Annotated in this window: 20 protein-coding genes; 16 read left to right on the top strand and 4 right to left on the bottom strand. The window is 30.4% G+C overall.

The window, feature by feature from the left end:
- The first annotated feature begins 20 nt into the window (after positions 1-20).
- The 11 genes from C820_RS01530 (at position 21) to C820_RS01480 (ending at position 12,074) form a co-directional block, all read left to right on the top strand.
- On the top strand, positions 21-557 hold the full coding sequence (locus tag C820_RS01530) for a chromate transporter (protein ID WP_004035964.1): 537 nt from the start codon (positions 21-23) through the stop codon (positions 555-557).
- Positions 557-1,123, top strand: coding sequence for a chromate transporter (locus C820_RS01525; RefSeq protein WP_035296461.1), 567 nt, complete (start codon positions 557-559; stop codon positions 1,121-1,123). Before C820_RS01530 ends, C820_RS01525 begins: the two co-directional genes overlap by 1 nt.
- Before the next feature lie 149 nt (positions 1,124-1,272).
- On the top strand, positions 1,273-2,316 hold the full coding sequence (locus tag C820_RS01520) for a hypothetical protein (protein WP_004035966.1): 1,044 nt from the start codon (positions 1,273-1,275) through the stop codon (positions 2,314-2,316).
- A 12-nt stretch (positions 2,317-2,328) separates the two neighbouring features.
- Positions 2,329-3,369, top strand: a complete 1,041-nt coding sequence (locus tag C820_RS01515) for a hypothetical protein (protein ID WP_004035967.1) — start codon at positions 2,329-2,331, stop codon at positions 3,367-3,369.
- A gap of 15 nt (positions 3,370-3,384) precedes the next feature.
- Positions 3,385-4,368: a hypothetical protein gene (locus C820_RS01510; protein WP_004035968.1), complete on the top strand. Its 984-nt coding sequence runs from the start codon at positions 3,385-3,387 to the stop codon at positions 4,366-4,368.
- A 66-nt stretch (positions 4,369-4,434) separates the two neighbouring features.
- The gene (locus C820_RS01505) at positions 4,435-4,911 is read left to right on the top strand and encodes a hypothetical protein (RefSeq protein WP_004035969.1); all 477 of its coding nucleotides are present in this window, start codon (positions 4,435-4,437) and stop codon (positions 4,909-4,911) included.
- Between the two features lie 178 nt (positions 4,912-5,089).
- Entirely contained in the window at positions 5,090-7,543 is a 2,454-nt protein-coding gene (locus C820_RS01500) for a glycogen/starch/alpha-glucan phosphorylase (protein WP_004035970.1), read from the top strand.
- 137 nt (positions 7,544-7,680) lie between these two features.
- Positions 7,681-8,526: a DUF6612 family protein gene (locus C820_RS01495; protein WP_004035971.1), complete on the top strand. Its 846-nt coding sequence runs from the start codon at positions 7,681-7,683 to the stop codon at positions 8,524-8,526.
- A gap of 154 nt (positions 8,527-8,680) precedes the next feature.
- Positions 8,681-9,586, top strand: coding sequence for an SCO4651 family lipoprotein (locus C820_RS01490; RefSeq protein ID WP_004035972.1), 906 nt, complete (start codon positions 8,681-8,683; stop codon positions 9,584-9,586).
- Between the two features lie 172 nt (positions 9,587-9,758).
- On the top strand, positions 9,759-11,540 hold the full coding sequence (locus tag C820_RS01485) for a methyl-accepting chemotaxis protein (protein WP_004035973.1): 1,782 nt from the start codon (positions 9,759-9,761) through the stop codon (positions 11,538-11,540).
- 27 nt (positions 11,541-11,567) lie between these two features.
- Positions 11,568-12,074 (top strand): gamma carbonic anhydrase family protein, encoded by a 507-nt coding sequence (locus C820_RS01480; protein ID WP_004035974.1) that lies wholly within the window; start codon positions 11,568-11,570, stop codon positions 12,072-12,074.
- A 39-nt stretch (positions 12,075-12,113) separates the two neighbouring features.
- On the opposite strand, the gene ileS is transcribed toward C820_RS01480, so the two are convergent.
- The gene (gene ileS, locus C820_RS01475; RefSeq protein WP_004035976.1) at positions 12,114-15,227 is read right to left on the bottom strand and encodes an isoleucine--tRNA ligase; all 3,114 of its coding nucleotides are present in this window, start codon (positions 15,225-15,227) and stop codon (positions 12,114-12,116) included.
- Positions 15,228-15,861: 634 nt separating this feature from the next.
- Between ileS and C820_RS01470 the strand changes: the two genes are divergently transcribed.
- Positions 15,862-17,316, top strand: coding sequence for a nicotinate phosphoribosyltransferase (locus C820_RS01470; RefSeq protein WP_004035978.1), 1,455 nt, complete (start codon positions 15,862-15,864; stop codon positions 17,314-17,316).
- Between the two features lie 33 nt (positions 17,317-17,349).
- Here C820_RS01470 and C820_RS01465 read toward each other — a convergent pair whose 3' ends face one another.
- Complete coding sequence (locus C820_RS01465; protein WP_004035980.1) at positions 17,350-17,775, bottom strand: hypothetical protein; 426 nt, start codon at positions 17,773-17,775, stop codon at positions 17,350-17,352.
- 191 nt (positions 17,776-17,966) lie between these two features.
- Between C820_RS01465 and proB the strand changes: the two genes are divergently transcribed.
- From proB to C820_RS01450, 3 genes are read left to right on the top strand one after another with little or no spacing between them, the layout of a single operon-like run.
- A complete protein-coding gene (gene proB / locus C820_RS01460) occupies positions 17,967-18,761 on the top strand; it encodes a glutamate 5-kinase (protein ID WP_004035981.1) in 795 nt (264 codons plus the stop codon).
- 3 nt (positions 18,762-18,764) lie between these two features.
- Complete coding sequence (locus C820_RS01455) at positions 18,765-19,328, top strand: 5-formyltetrahydrofolate cyclo-ligase (protein ID WP_004035983.1); 564 nt, start codon at positions 18,765-18,767, stop codon at positions 19,326-19,328.
- Positions 19,329-19,341: 13 nt separating this feature from the next.
- Complete coding sequence (locus C820_RS01450; protein ID WP_004035985.1) at positions 19,342-20,589, top strand: glutamate-5-semialdehyde dehydrogenase; 1,248 nt, start codon at positions 19,342-19,344, stop codon at positions 20,587-20,589.
- Between the two features lie 52 nt (positions 20,590-20,641).
- Here the strand turns inward: C820_RS01450 and C820_RS01445 are convergent, their stop codons facing one another.
- Both C820_RS01445 and C820_RS01440 read right to left on the bottom strand, forming a co-directional pair.
- Complete coding sequence (locus C820_RS01445; protein WP_004035987.1) at positions 20,642-21,244, bottom strand: TIGR04076 family protein; 603 nt, start codon at positions 21,242-21,244, stop codon at positions 20,642-20,644.
- 22 nt (positions 21,245-21,266) lie between these two features.
- Positions 21,267-21,722 (bottom strand): GNAT family N-acetyltransferase, encoded by a 456-nt coding sequence (locus tag C820_RS01440; protein WP_004035988.1) that lies wholly within the window; start codon positions 21,720-21,722, stop codon positions 21,267-21,269.
- A gap of 367 nt (positions 21,723-22,089) precedes the next feature.
- Here C820_RS01440 and abc-f point away from each other — a divergent pair, with 367 nt between their 5' ends.
- On the top strand, positions 22,090-23,577 hold the full coding sequence (gene abc-f, locus C820_RS01435; protein ID WP_004035992.1) for a ribosomal protection-like ABC-F family protein: 1,488 nt from the start codon (positions 22,090-22,092) through the stop codon (positions 23,575-23,577).
- Positions 23,578-23,590 lie beyond the last annotated feature (13 nt).

Here is a 23,590-nt window from a genome sequence, read left to right as displayed (position 1 = left end):
AAAAAGGGAAGTGACCATTTATGAAAGAATTAGCAGATTTGTTTTTATCATTTTGCCGTATAGGTGGTTTTACATTTGGCGGCGGTTATGCCATGTTGCCTATGATACAAAAAGAAATCGTAGAGCAGAGAAAATGGGCAACAGAAGAAGAGGTAATGGATTATTTTGCTATAGGGCAGTGTACACCAGGCGTTATTGCAGTAAATACTGCAACATTTATAGGGTATAAAAGGAAAGGTATATTAGGAGGAATTGCAGCAACAGCAGGTGTTGTATTTCCTTCTATTATTATCGTAACAATTATTGCAGCATTTTTAAATAATTTTGCAGAAATTGCTGTAGTACAAAATGCACTAGGAGCAATTCGTACTGTAGTAGGTGTATTAATACTTAATGCTGTTATTCGTATGTGGAAAAAGACATCAATAGATAAAATTTGTATTGCTATTACAGTGATTGCATTTATTGCATCATTTCTATTTGATGTTTCTCCTATTATTGTAGTAGTAATTGGAGGAGGAATAGGACTGTTTTTGAAAGGTGGTAAAAAAGTATGATGGAAATGCTGATACTTTTTGGAGAATTTTTTAAAACAGGTCTTTTTGCTATAGGGGGAGGACTGGCTACACTTCCTTTTTTGTATGATATGGCAGATAAATATGATTGGTTTACAAAAGATATGATTGCGGATATGATTGCAATATCAGAGTCTACTCCTGGCCCTATGGGTATTAATATGGCAACTTATACAGGATTTCAAAATATGGGGTTTTTGGGGGGGATTATTGCAACAGTGGGACTTGTAATGCCTTCTGTAATTATTATTATATGGGTTTCTAAATTTTTAGAAAAATTTAGAAATAATGTGTATGTAGAGAAAGTGTTTACTACATTACGTCCTACTGTAACAGGATTGATAGCATCTGCAGGTTTTGCTGTGTTGGCACAAGCATTATTTCGTTTAGAAATAATACAAAATGGTGATTTTGACTGGATGAATTTAATAAAGTTTAAAGAGTGTATATTATTTATTGTGTTTTTTGTGCTTATGAATAAGTTTGATAAACACCCTATATTTTATATTGCTTTGGCAGCTGTAGTTGGTATTATATTCCATTTTTGAAAAAGTAAAAAATAAATTAGAAAGAGAAAATGTTTAAAAAAAAGTGCATTGACAATAGTGTTAATGCACTTTTTTGTTTTACAATATTTGACACATTATTACTATAGTGATATACTGAAATAAATTATTATAAAAGGGAGAGAAAAGACATGATAATAAAAAAGTTTTTTGTGGTATTGTGTAGTATGTTAGTAGTATGGAACATACCTGTATTTGCACATGACATTACAGAAAAAGAAATACAAGACTATCGCTCAGGAACGAATTATGCACCAGAACAAAAAGATATAGAAGTTAGAAATGGAATAGTTACATTTTATAGTAGAAGAAATGCTACTATGCTAGGATATGATATTGTACCACAATTAAGTATATCTTTGGAAGAAAGTGAAAAAGGAGTATTAAAAGATGGTGACATATTGTATTTTGAGATAAGCAAAGAAGCAAATAGCTATGTTGAAAGTAGTAATTTGCATATAGAAACAAAAGGACTTATAGCAAAAGAAGTCTTGACAGAAAGAAAACAAAATCAGTTTGCGGTTGCTATTTCAAGAAGCGATGAAAATGAAAAGGGATTTATTAGAATAAATTTTGATGCAGAAGTAAAAGGAATTTCAAATAATGAAAAAGAAAATTTACCAGTGTTTTCATTGTGGCTGAATACAAACAGTTCGAAACAAAATAATTTATTTTCAAATGAAAATAGCGAAAATATACTTTTGATTGATGATTTTTTAAAAGTATGGAGTACAGAAAAATCTGAACAAGTAATACAAGAAAATAGACAAAGAGCATTAGAAATACAGCTTCCTACTATGATATTTTATGTAGGAGAAAGTAATATGAAGTGGTGGGACAGTATAAAGCAATTAACACAACCTGTTTACATCAATTCTGCAGGTACAGCAATGTTATGTTTTGATGATTTTATAAATATAGCAAAGCAGCTAGAAGATATTGGTGTAACAGTTTTACAACAGAATAATCAATATTATATTACAGCAGGAAAAAATCAATATGTCATAGATATAGAAAACTGCTGTATACAAAAACAACAAGGAGAAATCATACAAAATGCTTTAGAACAAAAAGAAGGGGTATATTATATTAGTTTGAGAGAAATGGCCGATTTGTTTGGTAAAGGGGAAGATATTTATTGGCACAGATGGGATAAAACAATACATATTAAATAAGGAGGGAAGCGTATGAAAATAAAAAAAGTATTAGTAGTGTTGTGTAGTGCTGTAATATTATGTAATATACCAACATTTGCACAAGAGCAAAATGTAACATGGCAATATACACAGCCGCCACAGTATGTTACAAAAGAAGTAGAAGCTAGAAATGGTACAATATCATTTACAACAAGATGTGAAAAACATAGAATAGATTGCAGATGTTCTCCTGAATTGGATATTAGTATAAAAGAAAGTAATGTAGGGATATTACAAGATGGTGATATACTCTATTTTGAAACAAGTAAATATCATGACAAGTATTTTAAAAGCGTTGCATATGAATTTGTAACAAAAGGTATAACAGTAAAAGAAGTAAAGCTGCCTGAAGAAAATGAAAATTGTTTTGCAATGCGTATATCCAGAACAAATAAAAATGAATTGGCACAAATTGATGTAAGGCTTGGAGTAGATTTGAGAGGCGAAAACTATAGAGAGGAGTATTTTATTCCGTTTTCACTTTATTTAGATACAGATAAAACAAAAGAACATAATTTGTTTTCTGGAGAAAAAAACATATTGTTGAATGAGCAATTTTTAGTACTTACAAGTTATGAATATGAAAAGGAACAAAAAGAAAAAGAAAGAAAACAAATATTTGAAAAAGCATTTCCTAATATAATATTTACACCTGAATGTAATAATATGGTGTGGAATAAGGAACAAGTGTCATTAAAACATAATGTTTATATCAATCAAAATGGTGTAGCAATGCTTTCATTAAATGATTTTATAGATATAGTTGATAAATTAAATCAAATAAATGGTATTGATAAAATAATACTAAAACAAAGTGAAAAAGGATATGCAGTTGCAAGGGGAATGTATGTATGTGGCATATCATTATATGATTTTTCTTTTAATCAAAATGGAGTTATTAGAAAAGATATTACAATAGAAAATCAAAATGATATATATTATATTAGTTTGAGGGCAGTAGCAGAAATATTTGATTGTGATATTGTTTGGAATGATGATAGTAAAAACATATCAATGGGAGTAAATATTTAAAATGGAGGAATAGCAATGATAAAAATAAAAAGAATATTGGTAGCATTGTGCAGTGTTATGCTATTTTGGAGTATAACAGTGTTTGCTGAGCAACAAAATACAGAACAATACACAGAAAAACAAGTTTCTATTAGAAATGGAACACTTACTTTTATGGTAAAAAACGAAGAACATAAAAAAGATTGTAGATGTTACCCAACAATGGATATTATAATAAAAGAGGACAAGGCAGGCACATTAAAAGATGGCGATGTAATATATTTTGAAACAAGCAGACAAGGCGAAATTTATTGCCAAAATGAATATTTACATATAGAAACAAAAGGACTTTCTGCGGAAGAAGTAGGAAAGGAAGAAATACCACAAAAAAAAGAAAATGAATTTGCTGTACGTATTTCCAGAAAAAATACAAATGAACCAGCAGAAATTAAAATATATAGTGATATTTATGTAGGCAGACAATGTGACATAGGTACTATATTTTCATTGCAGTTAAATACAGACAGAACAAAGAAAAATAATTTATTTTCAGGTATAGAAGAACAAAATATTATATTAAATGAGCAGTTTTTAAAAATAGTGCCTTTTTCTACAGGAATTGAATTAATAGGGCAATTTCCAACACTTTCATTTACTGCAAACAAAAATGCTATGTTTTGGAATGGAGCAGAGGTGCAACTAAAACACAATGTTTTTATAAATGAAAAAGGTATAGCAATGATTTCTTTTGACGATTATATGGAATTATCAGAAAAGTTGTATCACATTGGTTTTGAAAAAATGAAAGAGGAAGATAATATAAAAGTACATAACAAATTGCTAGAATATATAAAACAGCATAGAGTGGAAGACAATATCGAAACTACAACATTGTTTCAAACTGTTTTAGATAAAAAAGAGGACATATATTATGTTAGTTTAAGAACAGTAGCAATGATATGGAATAGACAAAATAATGTTACTTGGAATAATGCTACAAAAGCAATCACAATAAAATAAATTTTTGGCATAAATCAAAATATTTAGAATATACTATAACACCATTTGTATGGGAGGTTATGGTATATGCAATGTTGGTTACTATTTTCAGTGGCATTTTTTATATTTATAATATTTTTTTGGAAGCGTTTTTCATATTTTATAGGATTTTTTGATGGATTATTTTTAGCGTTTATGTGTTTTTGCTTTTTACCTGTAGCATTAGAAGGAGAATATTTTTGGACAAATTCTATATTGCTTGTACTAGGAGTATTAGGAGGCTCGTTATTAGAACAAAAAACGAATAATTTTTATTATAATACAAAGAGATATGCTTTACTGCATGGTATTGTATTTTTTACAGCAGTATTGTGTTTACAATGTATTAATATAGAACAAAATATGCTTTCTTTTTTACTTTCGCTATTGAGTGGACTATTTTTGTTAATTGCTTGTGGTGGAATACTACCAGAAGAATATAATGGAAAACAAAAAATGAAACTAGCAATTTTAGGAGTAACAGGCTTTTTAATTGGCATATTGCTGATTTTTCCCATAGCATAGCATTGTAATATGAACAAAATAAACAGTATAAAAGTAAAAATATGGAAAATAAAAATAAAGTTTCTGTTGATAATGTAAATATTTGTTATTAGATATTTGCAATGTTACAGAACATCTGTTATAGTAGAAATGGTAGTATATTTTACTATGAAGGTGTTTATGATATGGGAGGTCAGAGATGAGTTACACAAATTTAAGTAAAGAGGAAATCAAACAAGAAATTATTAGCAATGTAAAAAGTCTTTATAGAAAAAAAATGGAAGACGCTACTCCACAAGAAATCTATCAAGCTGCAGTTTTTGCTATAAAAGATATTATTACGGATAAATGGATAAAAACGCACGATGAATATAAAAAGAAAGGTGTTAAAATAGTATATTATCTTTCTATGGAATTTTTGATGGGACGTTTTTTAGGAAATGCTGTAATGAATTTAATGATGCATGATGAAATTAAAGAAGCATTTGACGAATTAGGAATTGATTATAATTTAATTGAAGATATGGAACCAGACCCAGGATTAGGAAATGGTGGTTTAGGACGTTTAGCAGCGTGCTTTTTGGACTCTCTTTCTACACTACATCTTCCAGCCTATGGTTGTGGTATTCGTTATCATTATGGCATATTTGAACAGAGAATTGAAAACGGTTATCAAGTGGAAGTACCTGACAACTGGTTAGAACATGGTGACCCATGGTCTATTAGAAGAAATGAATATGCTGTAGAAGTAAAATTTGGTGGTTATGTTAGAGCAGTAGAAAAAGGTGATGGTAATTATAGATTTGTACAAGAAGGCTATCAATCTGTTATAGCAGTACCATATGATTATCCAGTATTAGGATATGGCAATAATACAGTAAATACATTACGCTTATGGGACGCAAAACCAAAGAATGAATTAGATTTACGTTCTTTTAATCAAGGAGATTATCAAAAAGCATTGGCAGAACAAAATCTTGCTACTACATTAACAGAAGTATTGTATCCAGCAGATGAACATTATTCAGGAAAAGAACTTCGTTTAAAACAACAATATTTCTTTATTTCTGCAACAGTGCAAAGAGCAATTAATAAGTATAAAGAAGACCATAAAGATTTTAGTAAATTACCAGAAAAAATTGCATTCCAATTAAACGATACACACCCAGCAGTTGCAGTTGCAGAGTTAATGCGTGTATTAGTAGATGATAATGATGTATCATGGGACGAAGCGTGGGCTATGACAAGAAAAATTTGTGCCTATACAAATCATACAATTATGTCAGAAGCATTAGAAAAATGGCCAATAGAATTATTTAGCCGTTTGCTGCCACGTATTTATCAAATTGTAGAAGAAATCAATAAGAGATATTGTGCAGCATTGATAGAGCGTTTTGGAAATGACCCTCAAAAAATAAGAGATATGGCAATTATAGCAGATGGTCAAATTAGAATGGCATACCTTGCAATAGTAGGAAGCCATTCTGTAAATGGTGTTGCAGCATTGCATACAGAAATATTGAAAAAACAGGAATTAAAAAATTTCTATGATATTTATCCTGAAAAATTTAATAATAAAACAAATGGTATTACACAAAGAAGATGGTTGGGTCATGCAAATAAAAAATTAGCTGATTTAATTACAGAAAAAATAGGTAATGACTGGATAACAGATTTATCGAAATTGGAAAAATTACTTCCTTATGCGGAAGACAAAAAATTCCAAAAAGAATTTATGGCAATTAAGAAAGAAAATAAAATTGCACTTGCAAAATATATTAAAGACCATAAAGGAATTGAAATCAATCCAGACTCTATATTTGATATACAAGTAAAACGTTTACATGAATATAAAAGACAACTTTTAAATATATTCCATGTCATTGGATTGTATAATCAATTAAAAGTAAATCCAGGACTAGATATTACACCAAGAACATTTATATTTGGTGCAAAATCAGCGGCAGGCTATCACAGAGCAAAATTAATTATCAAATTTATTAACAGTGTAGCAGATGTAATAAACAATGATACTTCTATTAAAGGCAAAATTAAAGTAGTATTTATGGAAAACTATAGAGTATCTCTTGCTGAAAAATTGATACCAGCAGCAGATGTTAGTGAGCAAATTTCTACAGCAAGTAAAGAAGCATCTGGTACAGGTAACATGAAATTTATGCTCAATGGTGCATTGACAATAGGTACAATGGACGGAGCAAATGTAGAAATTTATGAAGAAGTAGGAAAAGAGAATATATTTGTATTTGGTATGTCAGCAGATGAAGTGATTGCAAAATATAAAGATGGTTCTTATGACCCATGGGCAATATATAATATCAATCAAGATGTACGTATGATATTAACAAAATTAATTGATGGTACATTTGACAGCAACCCAGATTTATTCCGTGAACTGTATGACTCTTTGTTAAATGGCTGTGGCAATAGACCAGATGAATATTTTATATTAGAAGACTATGCTGATTATGCAAGAGCACAACAGGAAGTAGATAAAGCATATAAAAATCAATCAGAATGGGCGAAAAAAGCAATTATTAATGTGGCAAAGAGTGGTAAATTTTCTAGTGATAGAACAATACAACAATATGCAGATGAAATATGGAATTTAAAACCGTTAGAAATTGAATTATAATGAATAGATAAACAAAGCTGTCGATTACTCGACAGCTTTTTCTATGTTGGGACAAAAATTACAATATCACACTAGTAATATACTTTATAGTATGATAGAATATTAAAATAGTAATTAAAAAATAGGAGGGATAATTCATGAAGAAATTTTTAAAAAATGTAATGGAAATATCACTAATAGTATGTATGGTATTTTCTGCAACAGCTTGTAGTAAACAAGAAATGTCAAATGCAACACCAGAAGAAGTAATAAAGGCAGCAGTACAAAAAATGGAACAAGTAGACAGTTTTGAGAGCGAAACGGTTATTGATGAACAAATGAGTATGGGTGAAGAAAGCGATAGTTCTAAAATGATTGTTAATACTATTTCATTTCGAAATCCTATAAAAACAAAAATAGAAACGATAATGGAAAATAGACAGGAAATACAAACAATAGAAATGTATATTGATAAAACAGAAGGTAGTGCTAAATTGTATAGTAATACTGAAGGACGCTGGTATCAAAGAACACTTACTGAAGAAGAATTACAAGGATTTCTTTCAGAGGGAGACGTAACACAGTATTTAGGTGCTGTAACAAAATTAGAAAATGTAGCTACAGAACAGGTAAATAACAAAAATACCACAAAATATAGTGGTATGATTGTAGGAGAAGATATTAAAAAAATAGGCGATGGCGAAATGCTAGAGGGTGCTATCATCAATACAGATATGACAGAACAACAATTGTATGAGCAAATAGGAGATGTTCCTGTTTTTATATACATTGATGAACAAGGCTATCCTGTTAAATTTGAAATAGATTTAAAAAATATGATGCAAACAGTATGGGATATTTCAAGACAAAATATTTCATCAGAATATGAAATATTTAATGATATGACCATTGATACTATGACAATGACAATCACATATCAAAACATTAATAATGCTAAAGACTTTGAAATACCACAACAAGCAAAAGAAGCAAAACAAAAGTAAAAGATATATTTTATTAACAAAAAATTATTTGCTTTTATAAAAATTTTTTTACATATTTTATATTAAATTTAAAAATAATGCTGACAAAATAAGGTTTAATGTGTTAAAATGAAGCATAAAAATAGTATGAAAAAAATAATAGGGAGGAGTAAAAATGAAGTTTTATAACAAATTGATTTATTTCGCTATGGCAATAGTTATGATGTGTTCTATGGCTGCTTGTAGTGGTGGTAATGGTGATAATGAAGGAGGGGAAGTTTCACAACAAGAAAGTGCAGCACTTACACCTGAAGAAATTGTAAAAGCGGCAGAAGAAAAAATGCAGGAAGCAACAAGTGTAGAGTCCAATATGACTATGGATATGGTTATGACAGCAGAGGGGCAAACTGTAAATATGAAAACAAATATGGATATGATTTCTTTTACAGAACCTATGAAATTAAAAATGGATATGGCTATAGATATGGGAGAGCAATTAGGTGGAACTCAAATGATGCAATTTTATGCTGACGAAACAGATGGTAATATGACAATGTATATAAATATGATGGATACATGGTATAAACAAGTTGTGTCAGAAGAGCAATTAGCACAGTATAATACAAAGGAAAATTTGTCTACATATTTAGATAGTTCTACAAATGTTACAGAAGTAGCAACAGAGCAAGTAAATGGTGAAGATGCAACAAAATATGATGGTGTGATTACAGGAAGTCAAATAAGTGAAGTATTAAAAGCATCAGGTGCATTAGATGATTTAGAACCTATGTTTGCTGGTACAGACTTAGACGCATCAACTCTTTATGAAGATTTACCAGATATTAAAATGAGTATATGGATAAATGCAGAACAATATCCTGTAAAATATGAAATGGATATGACAACTATGATGCAGGGTTTAATGGATAAAGTGATAGCAATTAGCCAGCAAGAACAACAAGATTTATCTATTCCATTTACTGTTGATACTATGAAAATTTCTATGACAAATAAAAACTTCAATAATGCAGCAGATTTTGAAATTCCAGAAGAAGCAAAAAATGCTATACAAATGCAATAAAGGTAATAAAAAACTGCTGAATTATCAGCAGTTTTTTATTTCATAGTAAAAAGCTGTGAATATAGTATTTAATAGTTCATATAATGTAGTATGAATATTTCGTTTTCTTTTTTTATATGTCATAATGGCTTTTAACAATAAAAAATAATCAAAAGAAAAGAGGTTATATATCTTGAATAAGTCAATTAAACGTTCCATTTTTTTACGTGTATTTATTATTTTGATAGCTGTAATTATAAGTGGAACAGTTACTGTTGGATGTTTTGAAAAAGTAAAAAAATCAAGTGAAAGAGAACAAATAATTATTACATTAAATAATGCCGTTTTAACAGCACAAACAGCCCATTTTCAGTGGTTGGAGAGTTTAGATTCTTCTTTAAATTTTGGAGATGAATTTACTGGCAGTTTAGATTGTAAAACTTGTGGTTTAGGAAAATTACTTTATGATACAGATCGTACAAATTGGCCAGAAAATGTTTCATCAAAATTAGAGAGTTTAAAAAATATACATGAAAAAATACATACTTCTGCAGTAGAAATATTATCTATAAAAGATACAGATTATGAAAAAGCAAAAGAAATTTATACAGACCAAACAAAACAGTATGTTTTAGGACTTTCTAGTCAAATGAATGAAATTATTGAAATTATAAATGAAATACTACAAGAAAGTGAAGACAGTATTACAAGATTGGCAAATTTTTCTACAATGTGTACAGTAGTAGTAATATTACTTGTATTTATAACAGTATTAATACTATTTAGATATAACATAAAAAGTATTGTAAATCCTATTTTAATTATTACAGATGCTAGTAAAAAACTATCAGAAGGAAGATTAGATTTTGAAATACCTTATACATCTAATAACGAAATTGGAATATTGGCAGATACGTTAAATTTTTCAGTAAAAGAACTTAAAAATTATGTAAAAGAAATAAGATATTCTATGGAGATGATGGCAGAAGGACACTTGAATGTTGTATCAGAATATGAATTTAGAGGAGAATTTAAGGAAATTCAAAATTCTATAATAGAATTTCAAGGTGTTTTGTCTAATATAGTAAAAAATATACAAAAAGCAGGTATGTTAGTTGCAAATGAGTCAGAAAAAGTATCAACTGGTGCACAGATACTTTCACAAGGTGCCACAGAGCAAGCGAGTTCTGTAGAAGAATTAGTTGCAACAACAGAAGATATTCGTAACCATGTAGAAACAAATGAAAAGAGTACAAAAGTAGCAAATGGACAGGTAACAGATGTTACAACAGTAATATTAAACTGTAATGACCAAATGAAAAATATGATTAGTGCTATGGAAAACATTAATGCTAGTTCTAGCGAAATCAGTAAAATTATTAAGACAATAGAAGATATTGCATTCCAAACGAATATATTAGCATTGAATGCAGCAGTAGAAGCAGCAAGAGCGGGTACAGCAGGAAAAGGTTTTGCAGTAGTTGCTGATGAAGTGCGTAGTTTAGCAAGTAAAAGTGCAGAAGCAGCAAAGAATACTACAACATTGATTGAAACTTCTATTAAAGCAGTAAAAAATGGTACAGAAATTGCAGGAGAAACAGCAAATTTACTTTCTTCTGTAGTAGAAGGTTCAAAAAGTATTGCAGCAGTGGTAGATAAAATTGCATCTGATTTTGCATGGCAAGCAGAAGCTATTGCACAAGTAACAGAAGGAATTAGTCAAGTTTCCAGTGTAGTACACACCAATACAGCAACAGCAGAAGAGAATGCTGCATCTAGCCAAGAACTTTCTGCACAAGCACAAACATTAAGAGATTTAATTTCTAAATTCAAATTAACAGAACAGGAAATGAATACAGAAAGTTACGACAATATTAACATCAACAATAATACTTATTATGATGATAGTAGTAATTTTAAACCAAACTATGATAACAGCCATATTACTGTAGAAGAAAATTTTGATAAATATTAAAATGGAATATACAAAAAGGTGAAATATATGATAAAAAAGTATAAACAATATACGCCTATTGTAGGAAAAGATAGTTATATCTTTCCACAAGCAGTTTTGTTAGGTAATATAGAGATGGGTGAGAATTGTATTGTATATCCTAATGTAGTGATAAGAGGAGAAGACAATAAGGTAAGTATAGGAGATAATACAAATATACAAGAAAATAGTTGTATTCATACAGAAATTGGCATAGATGTCAATATTGGAAAAAATGTAACAATAGGACATAATGCTATTGTACATGGTTGTACTATAGCAGATGATTGTATTATTGGTATGGGAGCAATTGTACAGAATGGTGTCGTTATAGAAAAAAATTGTATTATAGGTGCAGGTGCTATAGTACCACAGAATATGATTGTACCAGAAGGACATATAGCATATGGTGTACCAGCAAAAATTATAAGAAAATTGAAAAAAGAAGATTATGAAGAAATAAAAGAGTCTACAGAAGAATACCAACAATATAGAAAACAACTTTTAAATGAATAAAATAAAAAAAGCCTTGAGCATTTGCTCAAGGCTTTTTTATTATATTTTTTCAACACCAAGTGTTACTTTTTCACCATTGATATTCCATTCTTTTACATGAGTACCACCTTTACCAGAAATAATTTCTTGTGCAAGTACATCTGTTTTGATGTCATTATTTGCTATAACTTCAGCAACTTTTGCACTACCATCATGATATACTTTGATTTTATCCATTACTTCAAAGTTTGCTTCTTTTCTCATTGTTTGTATTTTACTTGTAATTTCTCTTACAAAACCTTCTTCAATAAGTTCTGGTGTTAAGTTAGTATCAATTACTACAGTAACATCATTGTTTTTGGAAGTAACAAAACCATCTTTTTGTGCTGTATCTACTAATACATCATCTTGTTCTAATATAACTTGCTCATTATCAATAGTAAGTGTTGCCTTACCATCTGCTTTTAGTGTGTCCATAAATGCAGTACCATCTACTGCCTTTAATGCTTCTCCAATTTTTGGAACAAGTTTGCCATATTTTTTACCTAATGTTCTAAGCTGTGGCTTAAATGTATATGTGGTAAAGCCTTCTACATCTTGTGTAAATGTTACAGTTTTGATATTAAGTTCTTCTTTAATAATTGCTTGATAGTCTTCAGATAGTTCCTGTTCAGCTTTTACATACATTACAGACATAGGCTGACGGTTTTTGATATTTGCAGCATTTCTTGCAGCACGACCTTCTACAACTACTTTTAATACCAAATCCATATTATTTTCTAAGTCTTTATCTACCCATTCAGCATGATATTCTGGCCAATCGCATAAATGAACACTTTCTTTTGCAGTTTCATCTACATTTTTAACAATATTGTTGTAAATTTCTTCTGCTATAAATGGTGTAAATGGTGCTGTTAATTTTGCCATAGTTACTAAAACGGTATAAAGTGTCATATAAGCATTGATTTTGTCTTGAGGCATATCTTTTCCCCAGAAACGTTCTCTGCTTCTTCTGACATACCAGTTGCTCAAATCGTCAACAAATTCTGCCATTGCTCTGGCTGGCTCTGTAATTTTATAGCTTTCAAGGCTTTCGTCAACAAACTTATTTAATGTTTGCAATTTAGAAAGTATCCATTTGTCCATAGCAGACAATTTATCATATTCTAATTTATATTTTGTTGGATTGAACTGGTCAATTTCTGCATAAAGTACATAGAAAGCATATGTGTTCCAAAGAGTACCCATATATTTTCTTTGCATTTCGTTTACAGCTTCTTCATAATAACGGCTAGGTAACCAAGGAGCACTATTTGCATAGAAATACCAACGAACAGCATCAGCACCTTGTTTATTTAATGCGTCCCAAGGGTCAACAACATTGCCTTTGTGCTTACTCATTTTTTGTCCGTCTTTGTCTTGTACGTGTCCTAATACAATACAGTTTTTGAAAGAAGATTTGTCAAAAAGTAATGTACTTACTGCAAGTAATGTATAGAACCAGCCTCTTGTTTGGTCAACTGCTTCACTGATAAAGTCTGCAGGGAAGTTTGTATCAAACAATTCTTTATTTTCAAATGGGTAATGGAATTGTGCAAAAGGCATACTTCCGCTGTCAAACCAACAGTCAATTACTTCTGGTACTCTTTTCATAAGTTTACCACATTTTGAACAAGTGATGTGTACTGCATCAATAAAAGGTTTGTGTAATTCTATGTCTTCAGGGCAATCTGGTGACAATTCTTTTAATTCTGTAATACTGCCTATTGTATGCCTATGACCACATTCACATTCCCAAATAGGAAGTGGTGTACCCCAGTATCTTTCACGGCTTAATCCCCAGTCAATAACATTTTCTAAGAAATTTCCAAAACGTCCTTCTTTAATGTTGTCTGGATACCAGTTGATTGTTCTATTATTTGCTACTAAATTATCTCTTAATGCTGTCATTTTGATAAACCATGTACTTCTAGCATAATAAATCAATGGTGTATCACATCTCCAGCAGAAAGGATAGTTGTGTTCAAAAGGTATTGCAGCAAATAATGCACCACTTTGTTTTAAATAATCCAATACAAGAGGGTCAGCATCTTTTACAAATTTACCTGCAAAAGGGCCTGTTTCTTGTGTCATAAAACCTTGATTGTCTACATATTGACGAAATACAATGTCATATTTTTGACATACACGAGCATCGTCTTCACCAAATGCACCAGCAGAGTGAACGATACCAGTACCATCTGTTAATGTAACATAGTCATCACAAGTTACATAAAATCCTTTAGGGTCAGAAGGAATAAATTCAAATAAAGACTCATATCTCATATATTCCAATTCTTTACCTGTTTTGGTTTCTACCACTTCATAATTGCCTTCTCCTAATATATCATCTAAAAGAGCAGATGCTAGTATGAAATATTCGTCTTTATATTTTACTTTAGCATATTCATCTTTTGCATTTACTGTTAATGCAACGTTAGAAGGTAATGTCCATGGTGTAGTTGTCCAAGCAAGGAAATATTCGTTTTCTGTGCCTTCTACCTTAAATTTTGCAATACAAGATGTTTCTTTGACATCTTTGTAACCTTGTGCAACTTCGTGGCTAGAAAGTGCTGTACCACAGCGAGGGCAGTAAGGTACAACTTTGTGACCTTTATAAAGAAGGCCTTTGTCCCAAATTTGTTTTAAAGCCCACCATTCTGACTCAATATAGTCATTGTGATAAGTAACATAAGGGTTATCCATATCAGCCCAGAAGCCAACACGGTCACTCATTTCTCTCCATTCGCCTTCATATTTCCAAACGCTTTCTTTACATTTAGAAATAAAAGGTTCAATACCATATTCTTCAATTTGTGGTTTACCACTAATATTAAGAGATTTTTCAACTTCTAATTCTACAGGAAGACCATGTGTGTCCCAGCCTGCTTTTCTCAATACTTTGTATCCCTTCATTGTTTTATAACGAGGAATTAAGTCTTTTACAGCACGTGTGATAATATGACCAATATGTGGCTTACCGTTTGCTGTTGGAGGGCCATCATAAAAAGTAAAAACAGGGCAGCCCTCTCTGGAAGCATTGCTTTTTTCAAAAATGTTATTTTCTTTCCAAAATTTTTGGACTTCTACTTCACGCTCAACAAAATTGAGGTTAGTAGACACTTTGTCATACATAAAAAATCCTCCTTTAATTTTACTAGGTTCTGTTAATTTAATATAAAAATATATCATTTGTAATTATAATTGGAAAAGTAAAATTTTTCCAAAAAGTTTGCTAGCATTATTTAAATCATTTTAACACAACAGAGCCTTTTGCTATAAATTATTATATCATACTGTAAATAAAATAAAAAAGCCTTTTCTCCAAAACAGGACAAAAAGACTTATTATACCACCTGATTGATATTCCTAGTAAGGAATTGTTTGATGCACATAACAAACATTATGCTTTCCATAACGGGGAAAACCGTCGAAACTTACTGAGCAAAGAGCTGTTCGGTCTGCCACTCCAGGGGGATATTCAAAACTTTTTACTTGTATTGTCTTTCAGCAAATGACAATTCTCTGTATACATTTCAAAAAGCCAACTGTCCCTTTCACAGTGTTTTCTATATTTGCAAGTATTATACAATGGCTTTTATTTTTTGTAAAGCACTTTTTAGACAGCAAAATATATTTTATATAAAAAAATGCGAAATTTGTTTGATTTTACTAAAAAAAAGTGTATAATAGTATATGTTAACTATTATAATATTGTTTTTTGTATATTTTTGTAATATACAAATAAAAAAAGGAGAGTAGATTTCTCGTGGAAAAAAATGATTTAACACTTTTAACAGATTTATATCAACTTACTATGATGCAAGGATATTATGAAAAAGGACTAGGAAACAAAATAGTGGTATTTGACTTATTTTACAGAAAAAATCCTAGTGGAAATGGTTATGCTATAGCGGCAGGATTGGAACAAGCAATAGAGTACATCAATCAATTACAATTCTCAAAACAAGATATTGACTATTTAAAAAGTTTGAATATTTTTTCAGAAGATTTTATTGATTATTTAAAACAATTTCGTTTTACGGGTGAAATCTATGCTATACCAGAAGGTACCGTTGTATTTCCTCACGAGCCTTTAATGCGTGTGAAAGCTCCTATAATGGAAGCACAATTAATTGAAACGGCACTTTTAAATATTATAAATCATCAAAGCTTAATAGCTACAAAGGCATCTCGTGTAGTTTGGGCAGCACAAGGTGACCCCGTTATGGAGTTTGGATTAAGAAGGGCTCAAGGGCCTGATGCAGGTACTTATGGTGCAAGAGCAGCTGTAATAGGTGGCTGCTGTGGTACAAGTAATGTTTTAACAGGAAAATTATTTGATGTACCAGTGAAGGGAACACACGCCCATAGCTGGGTAATGAGTTTTCCTGATGAATTGACAGCATTTCGTAAATATGCAGAATTGTTTCCAAATGCTTGTACATTGCTTGTAGATACTTATAATACATTAGAATCTGGTGTGCCTAATGCAATAAAGGTGTTCCAAGAAATGAAAGACAAAGGTATTGAACTGAAAAATTATGGTATTCGTTTAGATAGTGGTGACTTGTCTTATTTATCTAAACAAGCAAAAAAAATGTTGGAAGATGCAGGATTTGAAGATGCAGTGATTAGTGCTTCTAGTGACTTAGATGAATATTTGATTGCTAATTTAAAATTACAAGGTGCAAAAATTGGTTTGTGGGGTGTAGGAACAAAATTGATTACAAGTGATGACTGCCCTGCATTTGGTGGAGTATATAAATTGGCAGCAGAAAGTGACGAAAATGGTAATTTTATACCTAAAATAAAACTTTCAAATAATGTAGAAAAAGTAACAAATCCAGGAATTAAAAAAATATTCCGTGTTTATGACAAAAACACAGGAAAAATTAAAGCAGATGTCATTGCTTTAGAAGAAGAAACTGTTGACGAAACAAAAGTATTGACATTGTTTGACGACAGTGCAAAATGGAAAAGAATGACATTACAACCAGGTACTTATACTGTAAGAGAGCTTTTAGTACCTATATTTGAAAATGGAAAATGTGTTTATCAATCTCCAAAAGTAATGGATATGCAGACATATTGTAACAAAGAAAAAGATACACTTTGGGAAGAACACAAAAGAAATAAAAATCCTCATATTGTGCCTGTAGATTTGTCTGAAAAATTAAGTGCATTGAAATCAAAATTGATAGAAGAAATGACAGTAAAATAATAACAGAATTGCCCTCTTGATAGAGGGCATTATTTATTGATAGCTTTTGTAGCATTTACGAAAATTTTGTTCATTTTCAATAAAATATATATTGCAAAATATTTCAAATAACCAGTATTCTAATGTTTCTACAATTTCTTTTTTACTGCGTGATGTAAATTGAAGTAAAGGAAATTCCCAATTACTATTTAATATTGCTACTAGCTGAAAATGACCAGAAGGGTCACCATCTGGATACCAGCCTAAATCAATAATTAATTTTTGCTGTTCTACTTTTTTGTTGATTTTACGTTTCAAATACTTTTCTATTTGTAATATATCTTGTACAAACATAATAAGCCATTTATCATCATTTTTGTCTAGTTCTTCAGGCTCTATATTCATTAGCTGATGTTGTACAATTGTCCAACATTGTGGAATTCTGAAAGGTTGTAAATTTTTCCAATAGGATATACTCATTAAAATACTCCTTTATAAAATTTATAAATACGTTTTATTATAGCATTTGATTTGTAATAGTATCAAGTTATGTTTTAATATTATTTTAGTATAGAATGATATTTTATTATACATTTGGATTATTGCACAAATATAACATTTGTAGTAGAATAACAATCAAATTAATAAAGCAGCAAAGAGGAGAAAATGTTATGAGGGAAATATTGAAACAAAGCAAAAGAATAGTAGTAAAAGTAGGTACTTCTACGCTGACATATGAAAATGGGCGTTTAAATTTAAAGTGCATTGAGCGTATGGCTTGGGTGTTATCTGATTTAGTAAATCAAGGAAAAGAAGTAGTGCTTGTCACATCTGGAGCGATTGGTGTAGGAGCGACACGTCTTTCTTTTGCACAAAGACCAAAAGAAATTAAAAAGAAACAAGCAGCAGCAGCAGTAGGACAAGCAGTTTTGATACAAATTTATCAAAATTTTTTTAAAGAATATAATCAAGCGATTGCACAAATATTACTTACAAAAGAAGAAATTGAAAATGAACAAAGGCGTACCAATACATTAAATACACTTCATACACTTTTAGAATTGGGTATTGTACCTATTATCAATGCAAATGATACAATTTCTACTTATGAAATTGAATTTAGTGACAATGACAATCTTTCTGCTATGGTAGCGGATATGATAGAAGCAGATTTGTTGATATTGCTTACAGATATTGATGGACTTTATGATAAAGACCCTAAAACAAATACAGATGCAAAAAGAATTTCTTTTGTACCAGAAGTAACAGCACAAATACACAAAATGGCAGGACAAAAAGGTTCTAAATTTAGTGTAGGAGGTATGGAAACAAAAGTACAGGCAGCAGAACTTTGTCAAAAAGCAGGTGTCAATATGATAGTAGCATTGGGAGATGACCCTACAGTAGTACATAAAATTATAGAAGGTGAAGATGTAGGAACTTTTTTTAAAGCTAGAAAGGGATAATATATGGATAAAAAAATAATTAGAAAAAATATGCTTGAAATAAGAAATCGTTTTTCTCAGCAACAAAGAAAGCAAAAAAGTGCTATGATATGGCAACATTTTATGCAAACAAGTCAATATCATAAAGCAGATATTATATTTACTTATGTTTCAATGAACACAGAGGTTGAAACAACACCTTTTTTTGAAAAAATTTGGAAAGATGGAAAAAAAATAGCTGTTCCTATTACAGAAAAAAATAGACAAATGAGTTTTGTATATTTGAATAAATTGGAAGAACTAACAGAACTACAATGGGGAATACCAGAACCAAATAAAGAAAAAAGTGTTTTGGCAGAACCAACACAAAAAAGTCTTTTTGTAGTGCCTGCACTTGCTGTAGATAAAATGGGTAATCGTATTGGTTATGGTGGTGGCTATTATGATACTTATTTTTCAAAATATCAATATGGTTTAAAAATGGGATTTATATTTTCTGCACAACAATTAGAAAAAATAGAAGCTTTAGTAGTAACAGATATTGCATTAGATGGTGTAGTAACAGAAAAAGGAATATTGTTATATTAAGGAGTGTAAAATTATGAGTGAACTATTAGAAATGGGAAAAAAGGCAAAGCAGGCAGCCATTACATTGTCAACATTACCTACGCCAGTAAAAAATGTTGTACTTTTGAAAAGTGCTGAGGCACTCATAGAAGGTATGGATAAAATATTGTTAGCAAATCAAAAAGATGTAGAAGCAGCAAAAGTAGCAGGTGTAAGAAGTGCCTTTATTGATAGATTGACATTAACAGAACAAAGAATACTTTCTATGGCAGAAGGATTGCGTCAAGTAGCATCATTTGATGACCCTGTAGGGGAAGTTACATTTATGAAAACACTTGACAATGGCCTGATTATAGGACAAAAAAGAGTAGCTATGGGAGTAATAGGCATTATATTTGAAGCACGTCCTAATGTGACAGCAGATGCTTTTGGACTTTGTTTAAAAGCAGGAAGTGCTGTAATATTGAGAGGAGGCAAAGAAGCAATAGGCTCTAACAAAATTATTGTAGAGATATTCCAACAAACACTTCAAAAACAAGGATTACCTAAAGAATGTGTACAAATTGTAAAAGATACTAGTAGAGAAACTGCAAATGAAATGATGCGTTTGAATGGCTATTTAGATGTGCTTATACCAAGAGGTGGAGCGGGATTGATAAAGAATGTAGTAGAAAATAGTACTGTTCCAGTGATACAAACAGGTATAGGAAATTGTCATATTTATGTAGATGAAAGTGCAGATTTGCAAAAAGCAGCCAATATTGTAATCAATGCCAAAACACAAAGACCAGGTGTGTGTAATGCTTGCGAAAGTCTGTTAGTACATAAAAATATTGCACAAAAATTTATGCCAGAAATTGGCAAAGCATTACAGTCTAAAAATGTAGAAATTAGAGGAGATAATTCTACTATGGAATTAGTAGAAGGTGCAGTTTTAGCAACAGAACAGGATTGGGCAACAGAGTATGAAGATTATATTATTTCTGCAAAAGTAGTTGAAAATATTGATGAAGCCATTGAACATATCAGAAAGTATACTACAGGACATTCTGAAGCCATTGTAACAGAAAATTATACCAATGCACAAAGATTTTTAAATGAAATTGATGCAGCAGCAGTTTATGTAAATGCTTCTACAAGGTTTACAGATGGAGGACAGTTTGGTTTTGGTGCAGAAATAGGGATTAGTACACAAAAGCTTCATGCAAGAGGTCCTATGGGATTAAAAGAATTGACAACTACAAAATATATTATATATGGTAATGGCCAAATTAGAGAATAAAATAGTCCCCTTGTAAATACATATTTATGTGTATTTGCAAGGGGACTTTTATTTAATCTATATGTAATACTTGATATTGCCCACAACTGTTTATAGCATTTTCAATCAAATGATTATCTATATTGTTGTCAACAAATACTTCAATATATTCTTGATGTAGTTCATTATTTTGGAATGTTATATTTGTTACAGATGTTATTTTTTTTAATGACTGTTTTATTTTGGCATAGTCTGTATCAGAACAAATTCCGTTAATATATACTGCTTTATAATCCAAACGCTCAATTTTAAATATTACAGGCCTTGTGCCATCAGAACAACAGGCAATCATTACTCTTTCGTCATTCATCCAGCCTCTCATAATAGAGCCACCTTGTAATGCTGTATAGATGTATCTACTTATGGCGTCCCATGCTTCTGAACAATGAGGAAAACGATTTCCTCCTGCTGTAGTATGTTGTGAAGTGACACTTTGTTTTAATGTATTTAATCCCATATGCCAAAAATCGTCTGCACTACCATATCTTTCAAATATAAATTCATCTCCTATGTTATAACAAGGACACATACCTGAATTAGGGTTTGCACAGTATTTTGATTGTAATTCTGGATATAATTTTTTGTCTATTACAGTCACTTTTACTTTATGCTGCATAATTTTTCCTCCTTATCAAATATTATAGTGTTTTTTTAAAATAGATGACGTCATTCATAGGGTTGTTGTAATAAGGTTCACACTGTTGAAAGCCTATTTTTTGATATAAATAAATAGCGGATTGCAAAGGTGCAAGTGTATCAAGAACCATTTCAGTATATCCTGACTGTTTTGCTAATTCTATAATTTTTTGTATCAACTGTTCTCCTAATTTCATACCCTTGTATTCTGGTTTGACATAAAGCCTTTTCATTTCACATCGTTTTGAGGAATGTTTATGATAAGCAATCATTCCAATTACTTTTTCTTTTTCAATAGCAACAAGCAATTCTCCTTCTGGTGGTGTATATTTTTTAGAAGGGTCTTTTAATTCTTCTGTAATATTTTGAAATGTCAAATCTCTATCTAACATTTGTGTATATTCTGTAATGAGATTACGTACTTCATTGATATAGTTTTTTCCATCTGTAATTAGCATAGTGTATACCTCCTATATTTTATTATATAGTATGTTAATAGCAATAACAAGTAAATGATAAAGTTTGGTATTGACAATATAATATTGTTTTGATATGATAAATGTAATATTTTAAAAAAGGAGTTGACAGTGTGATAATTACATTTTCTTGCAGATAATAATTGTATTATGAAAAGAAGGGCTTTATTTATTGAGCCTTGCTTTTGTTGTATACAGCAGGAAAATGACACGTTAACTCAGTAAAATAACATGACATGAATATTATATTTTTGTATGGACATTGTTATCTCTTGAGCATTTTCTCAAGAGATTTTTTTTGTGTTTTTTTGCTGCTGTAAAGTATTTTTGATGTAAGGAGGAGATAGTAATGTCTTTGATACAAATTTCTCATTTAACATTTGGATACGATGGTAGCTATGATGTCATATTTGACGATGTTTCATTACAGTTAGATACAGATTGGAAATTAGGTTTTACAGGAAGAAATGGCAGAGGAAAAACTACTTTTTTAAAATTGCTTTTAGGAGAGTACGAATATAGAGGAAACATTACAGCTTCTGTAGCATTTGATTATTTTCCTTTTGATGTGTCACAAAAACAAAGAAATACTATTGAAATAATAGAAGAAATTGCACCAGAATGTGAGTATTGGCAAATCAAAAAAGAACTGTCATTGTTAGAAGTAGAGGAAGATGTGTTGTGGAGAGCATTTGATAGTTTGAGCAATGGAGAACAGACAAAGGTGCTTTTAGCAGTATTATTTTTAAGAGAAAATCATTTTTTGCTTATTGATGAGCCTACAAACCATTTAGATAGTTTAGGACGAAAAACAGTAAGTAACTATTTAAAAAGTAAAAAGGGATTTTTGATAGTTAGTCATGATAGGCAGTTTTTAGATGATGTTATAGACCATATACTTTCTATTAATAAACAAAATATTGATTTGCAAAAAGGCAATTTCAGCACTTGGCAGCAAAATAAACAAAGACAAGATGTTTTTGAGCTAACAGAAAATGAAAAATTAAAAAGAGAAATTAAAACATTAACAGCAGCAGCAAAAAAAACAGCAGATTGGTCTAATAAAGTGGAAAAAACAAAAAAGATAGGTAGAGATAGTTCTGGTATAAAACCTGATAAGGGACATATAGGTCATAAAGCAGCAAAGATGATGAAACGTTCTCTATCCATTACCAACAGAAAAGAAAAAGCAATACAACAAAAATCAAAATTACTTCAAAATGTAGAGAAAGAAGAAAACTTAAAATTGTCCCCTTTACAGTATCATAAACAGACACTACTAGAGTGTAAAAATGTGTCATTGTATTATGGGCAAAAAAAAGTATTTGAACCTGTTAGCTTTTCTATACAAAAGGGCGATAGAATAGCATTACAAGGAAAAAATGGCACAGGAAAAACAAGTCTTTTAAAATGGATATTAGGAGAACAAATTGCTTTTGAGGGAGAAATGCAAAAAGGAAGTGGATTAAATATTTCTTATGTTAGTCAAGATACAAGTGTTTTAAAAGGCACATTACAACAGTATGCAGAAAAGGAAGATATAGAGTATAGTCTATTTTTAGGGATATTAAGAAAACTTGGTTTTTCAAGAGAACAGTTTGATAAAAAAATAGAAGATTTTAGTGGAGGACAAAAAAAGAAGGTACTTTTGTCAAAAAGCCTTTGTCAAAAAGCCCATTTGTATATATGGGATGAACCTCTTAATTTTATAGATGTACTTTCTCGTATACAAATAGAAACGCTTCTTTTGCAATATCAGCCTACTATGTTGTTTGTAGAACATGATGCTGCTTTTACACAAAAAATAGCAAATAAATTTGTAGAATTAAAATCATAAACTTTATATCATA

It is taken from the genome of Clostridium sp. MD294 (genome assembly GCF_000364165.2).
Classification (GTDB): Bacteria; Bacillota; Clostridia; order Lachnospirales; family Anaerotignaceae; genus Coprocola.
Note: the sequence above shows the minus strand (reverse complement) of the source record. Positions and strands in the feature narration are given on the sequence as shown.

Excerpts from the sequence above, each read along its gene's own strand:
- abc-f (WP_004035992.1), top strand. The coding sequence starts at position 22,090 with ATGTCTTTGATACAAATTTCTCATTTAACATTTGGATACGATGGTAGC.
- C820_RS01455 (WP_004035983.1), top strand. The coding sequence starts at position 18,765 with ATGGATAAAAAAATAATTAGAAAAAATATGCTTGAAATAAGAAATCGT.
- ileS (WP_004035976.1), bottom strand. The coding sequence starts at position 15,227 with ATGTATGACAAAGTGTCTACTAACCTCAATTTTGTTGAGCGTGAAGTA.
- C820_RS01440 (WP_004035988.1), bottom strand. The coding sequence starts at position 21,722 with ATGCTAATTACAGATGGAAAAAACTATATCAATGAAGTACGTAATCTC.
- C820_RS01480 (WP_004035974.1), top strand. The coding sequence starts at position 11,568 with ATGATAAAAAAGTATAAACAATATACGCCTATTGTAGGAAAAGATAGT.
- proB (WP_004035981.1), top strand. The coding sequence starts at position 17,967 with ATGAGGGAAATATTGAAACAAAGCAAAAGAATAGTAGTAAAAGTAGGT.
- C820_RS01525 (WP_035296461.1), top strand. The coding sequence starts at position 557 with ATGGAAATGCTGATACTTTTTGGAGAATTTTTTAAAACAGGTCTTTTT.
- C820_RS01450 (WP_004035985.1), top strand. The coding sequence starts at position 19,342 with ATGAGTGAACTATTAGAAATGGGAAAAAAGGCAAAGCAGGCAGCCATT.
- C820_RS01505 (WP_004035969.1), top strand. The coding sequence starts at position 4,435 with ATGCAATGTTGGTTACTATTTTCAGTGGCATTTTTTATATTTATAATA.
- C820_RS01465 (WP_004035980.1), bottom strand. The coding sequence starts at position 17,775 with ATGAGTATATCCTATTGGAAAAATTTACAACCTTTCAGAATTCCACAA.
- C820_RS01445 (WP_004035987.1), bottom strand. The coding sequence starts at position 21,244 with ATGCAGCATAAAGTAAAAGTGACTGTAATAGACAAAAAATTATATCCA.
- C820_RS01500 (WP_004035970.1), top strand. The coding sequence starts at position 5,090 with ATGAGTTACACAAATTTAAGTAAAGAGGAAATCAAACAAGAAATTATT.
- C820_RS01510 (WP_004035968.1), top strand. The coding sequence starts at position 3,385 with ATGATAAAAATAAAAAGAATATTGGTAGCATTGTGCAGTGTTATGCTA.
- C820_RS01495 (WP_004035971.1), top strand. The coding sequence starts at position 7,681 with ATGAAGAAATTTTTAAAAAATGTAATGGAAATATCACTAATAGTATGT.
- C820_RS01515 (WP_004035967.1), top strand. The coding sequence starts at position 2,329 with ATGAAAATAAAAAAAGTATTAGTAGTGTTGTGTAGTGCTGTAATATTA.
- C820_RS01490 (WP_004035972.1), top strand. The coding sequence starts at position 8,681 with ATGAAGTTTTATAACAAATTGATTTATTTCGCTATGGCAATAGTTATG.
- C820_RS01520 (WP_004035966.1), top strand. The coding sequence starts at position 1,273 with ATGATAATAAAAAAGTTTTTTGTGGTATTGTGTAGTATGTTAGTAGTA.
- C820_RS01530 (WP_004035964.1), top strand. The coding sequence starts at position 21 with ATGAAAGAATTAGCAGATTTGTTTTTATCATTTTGCCGTATAGGTGGT.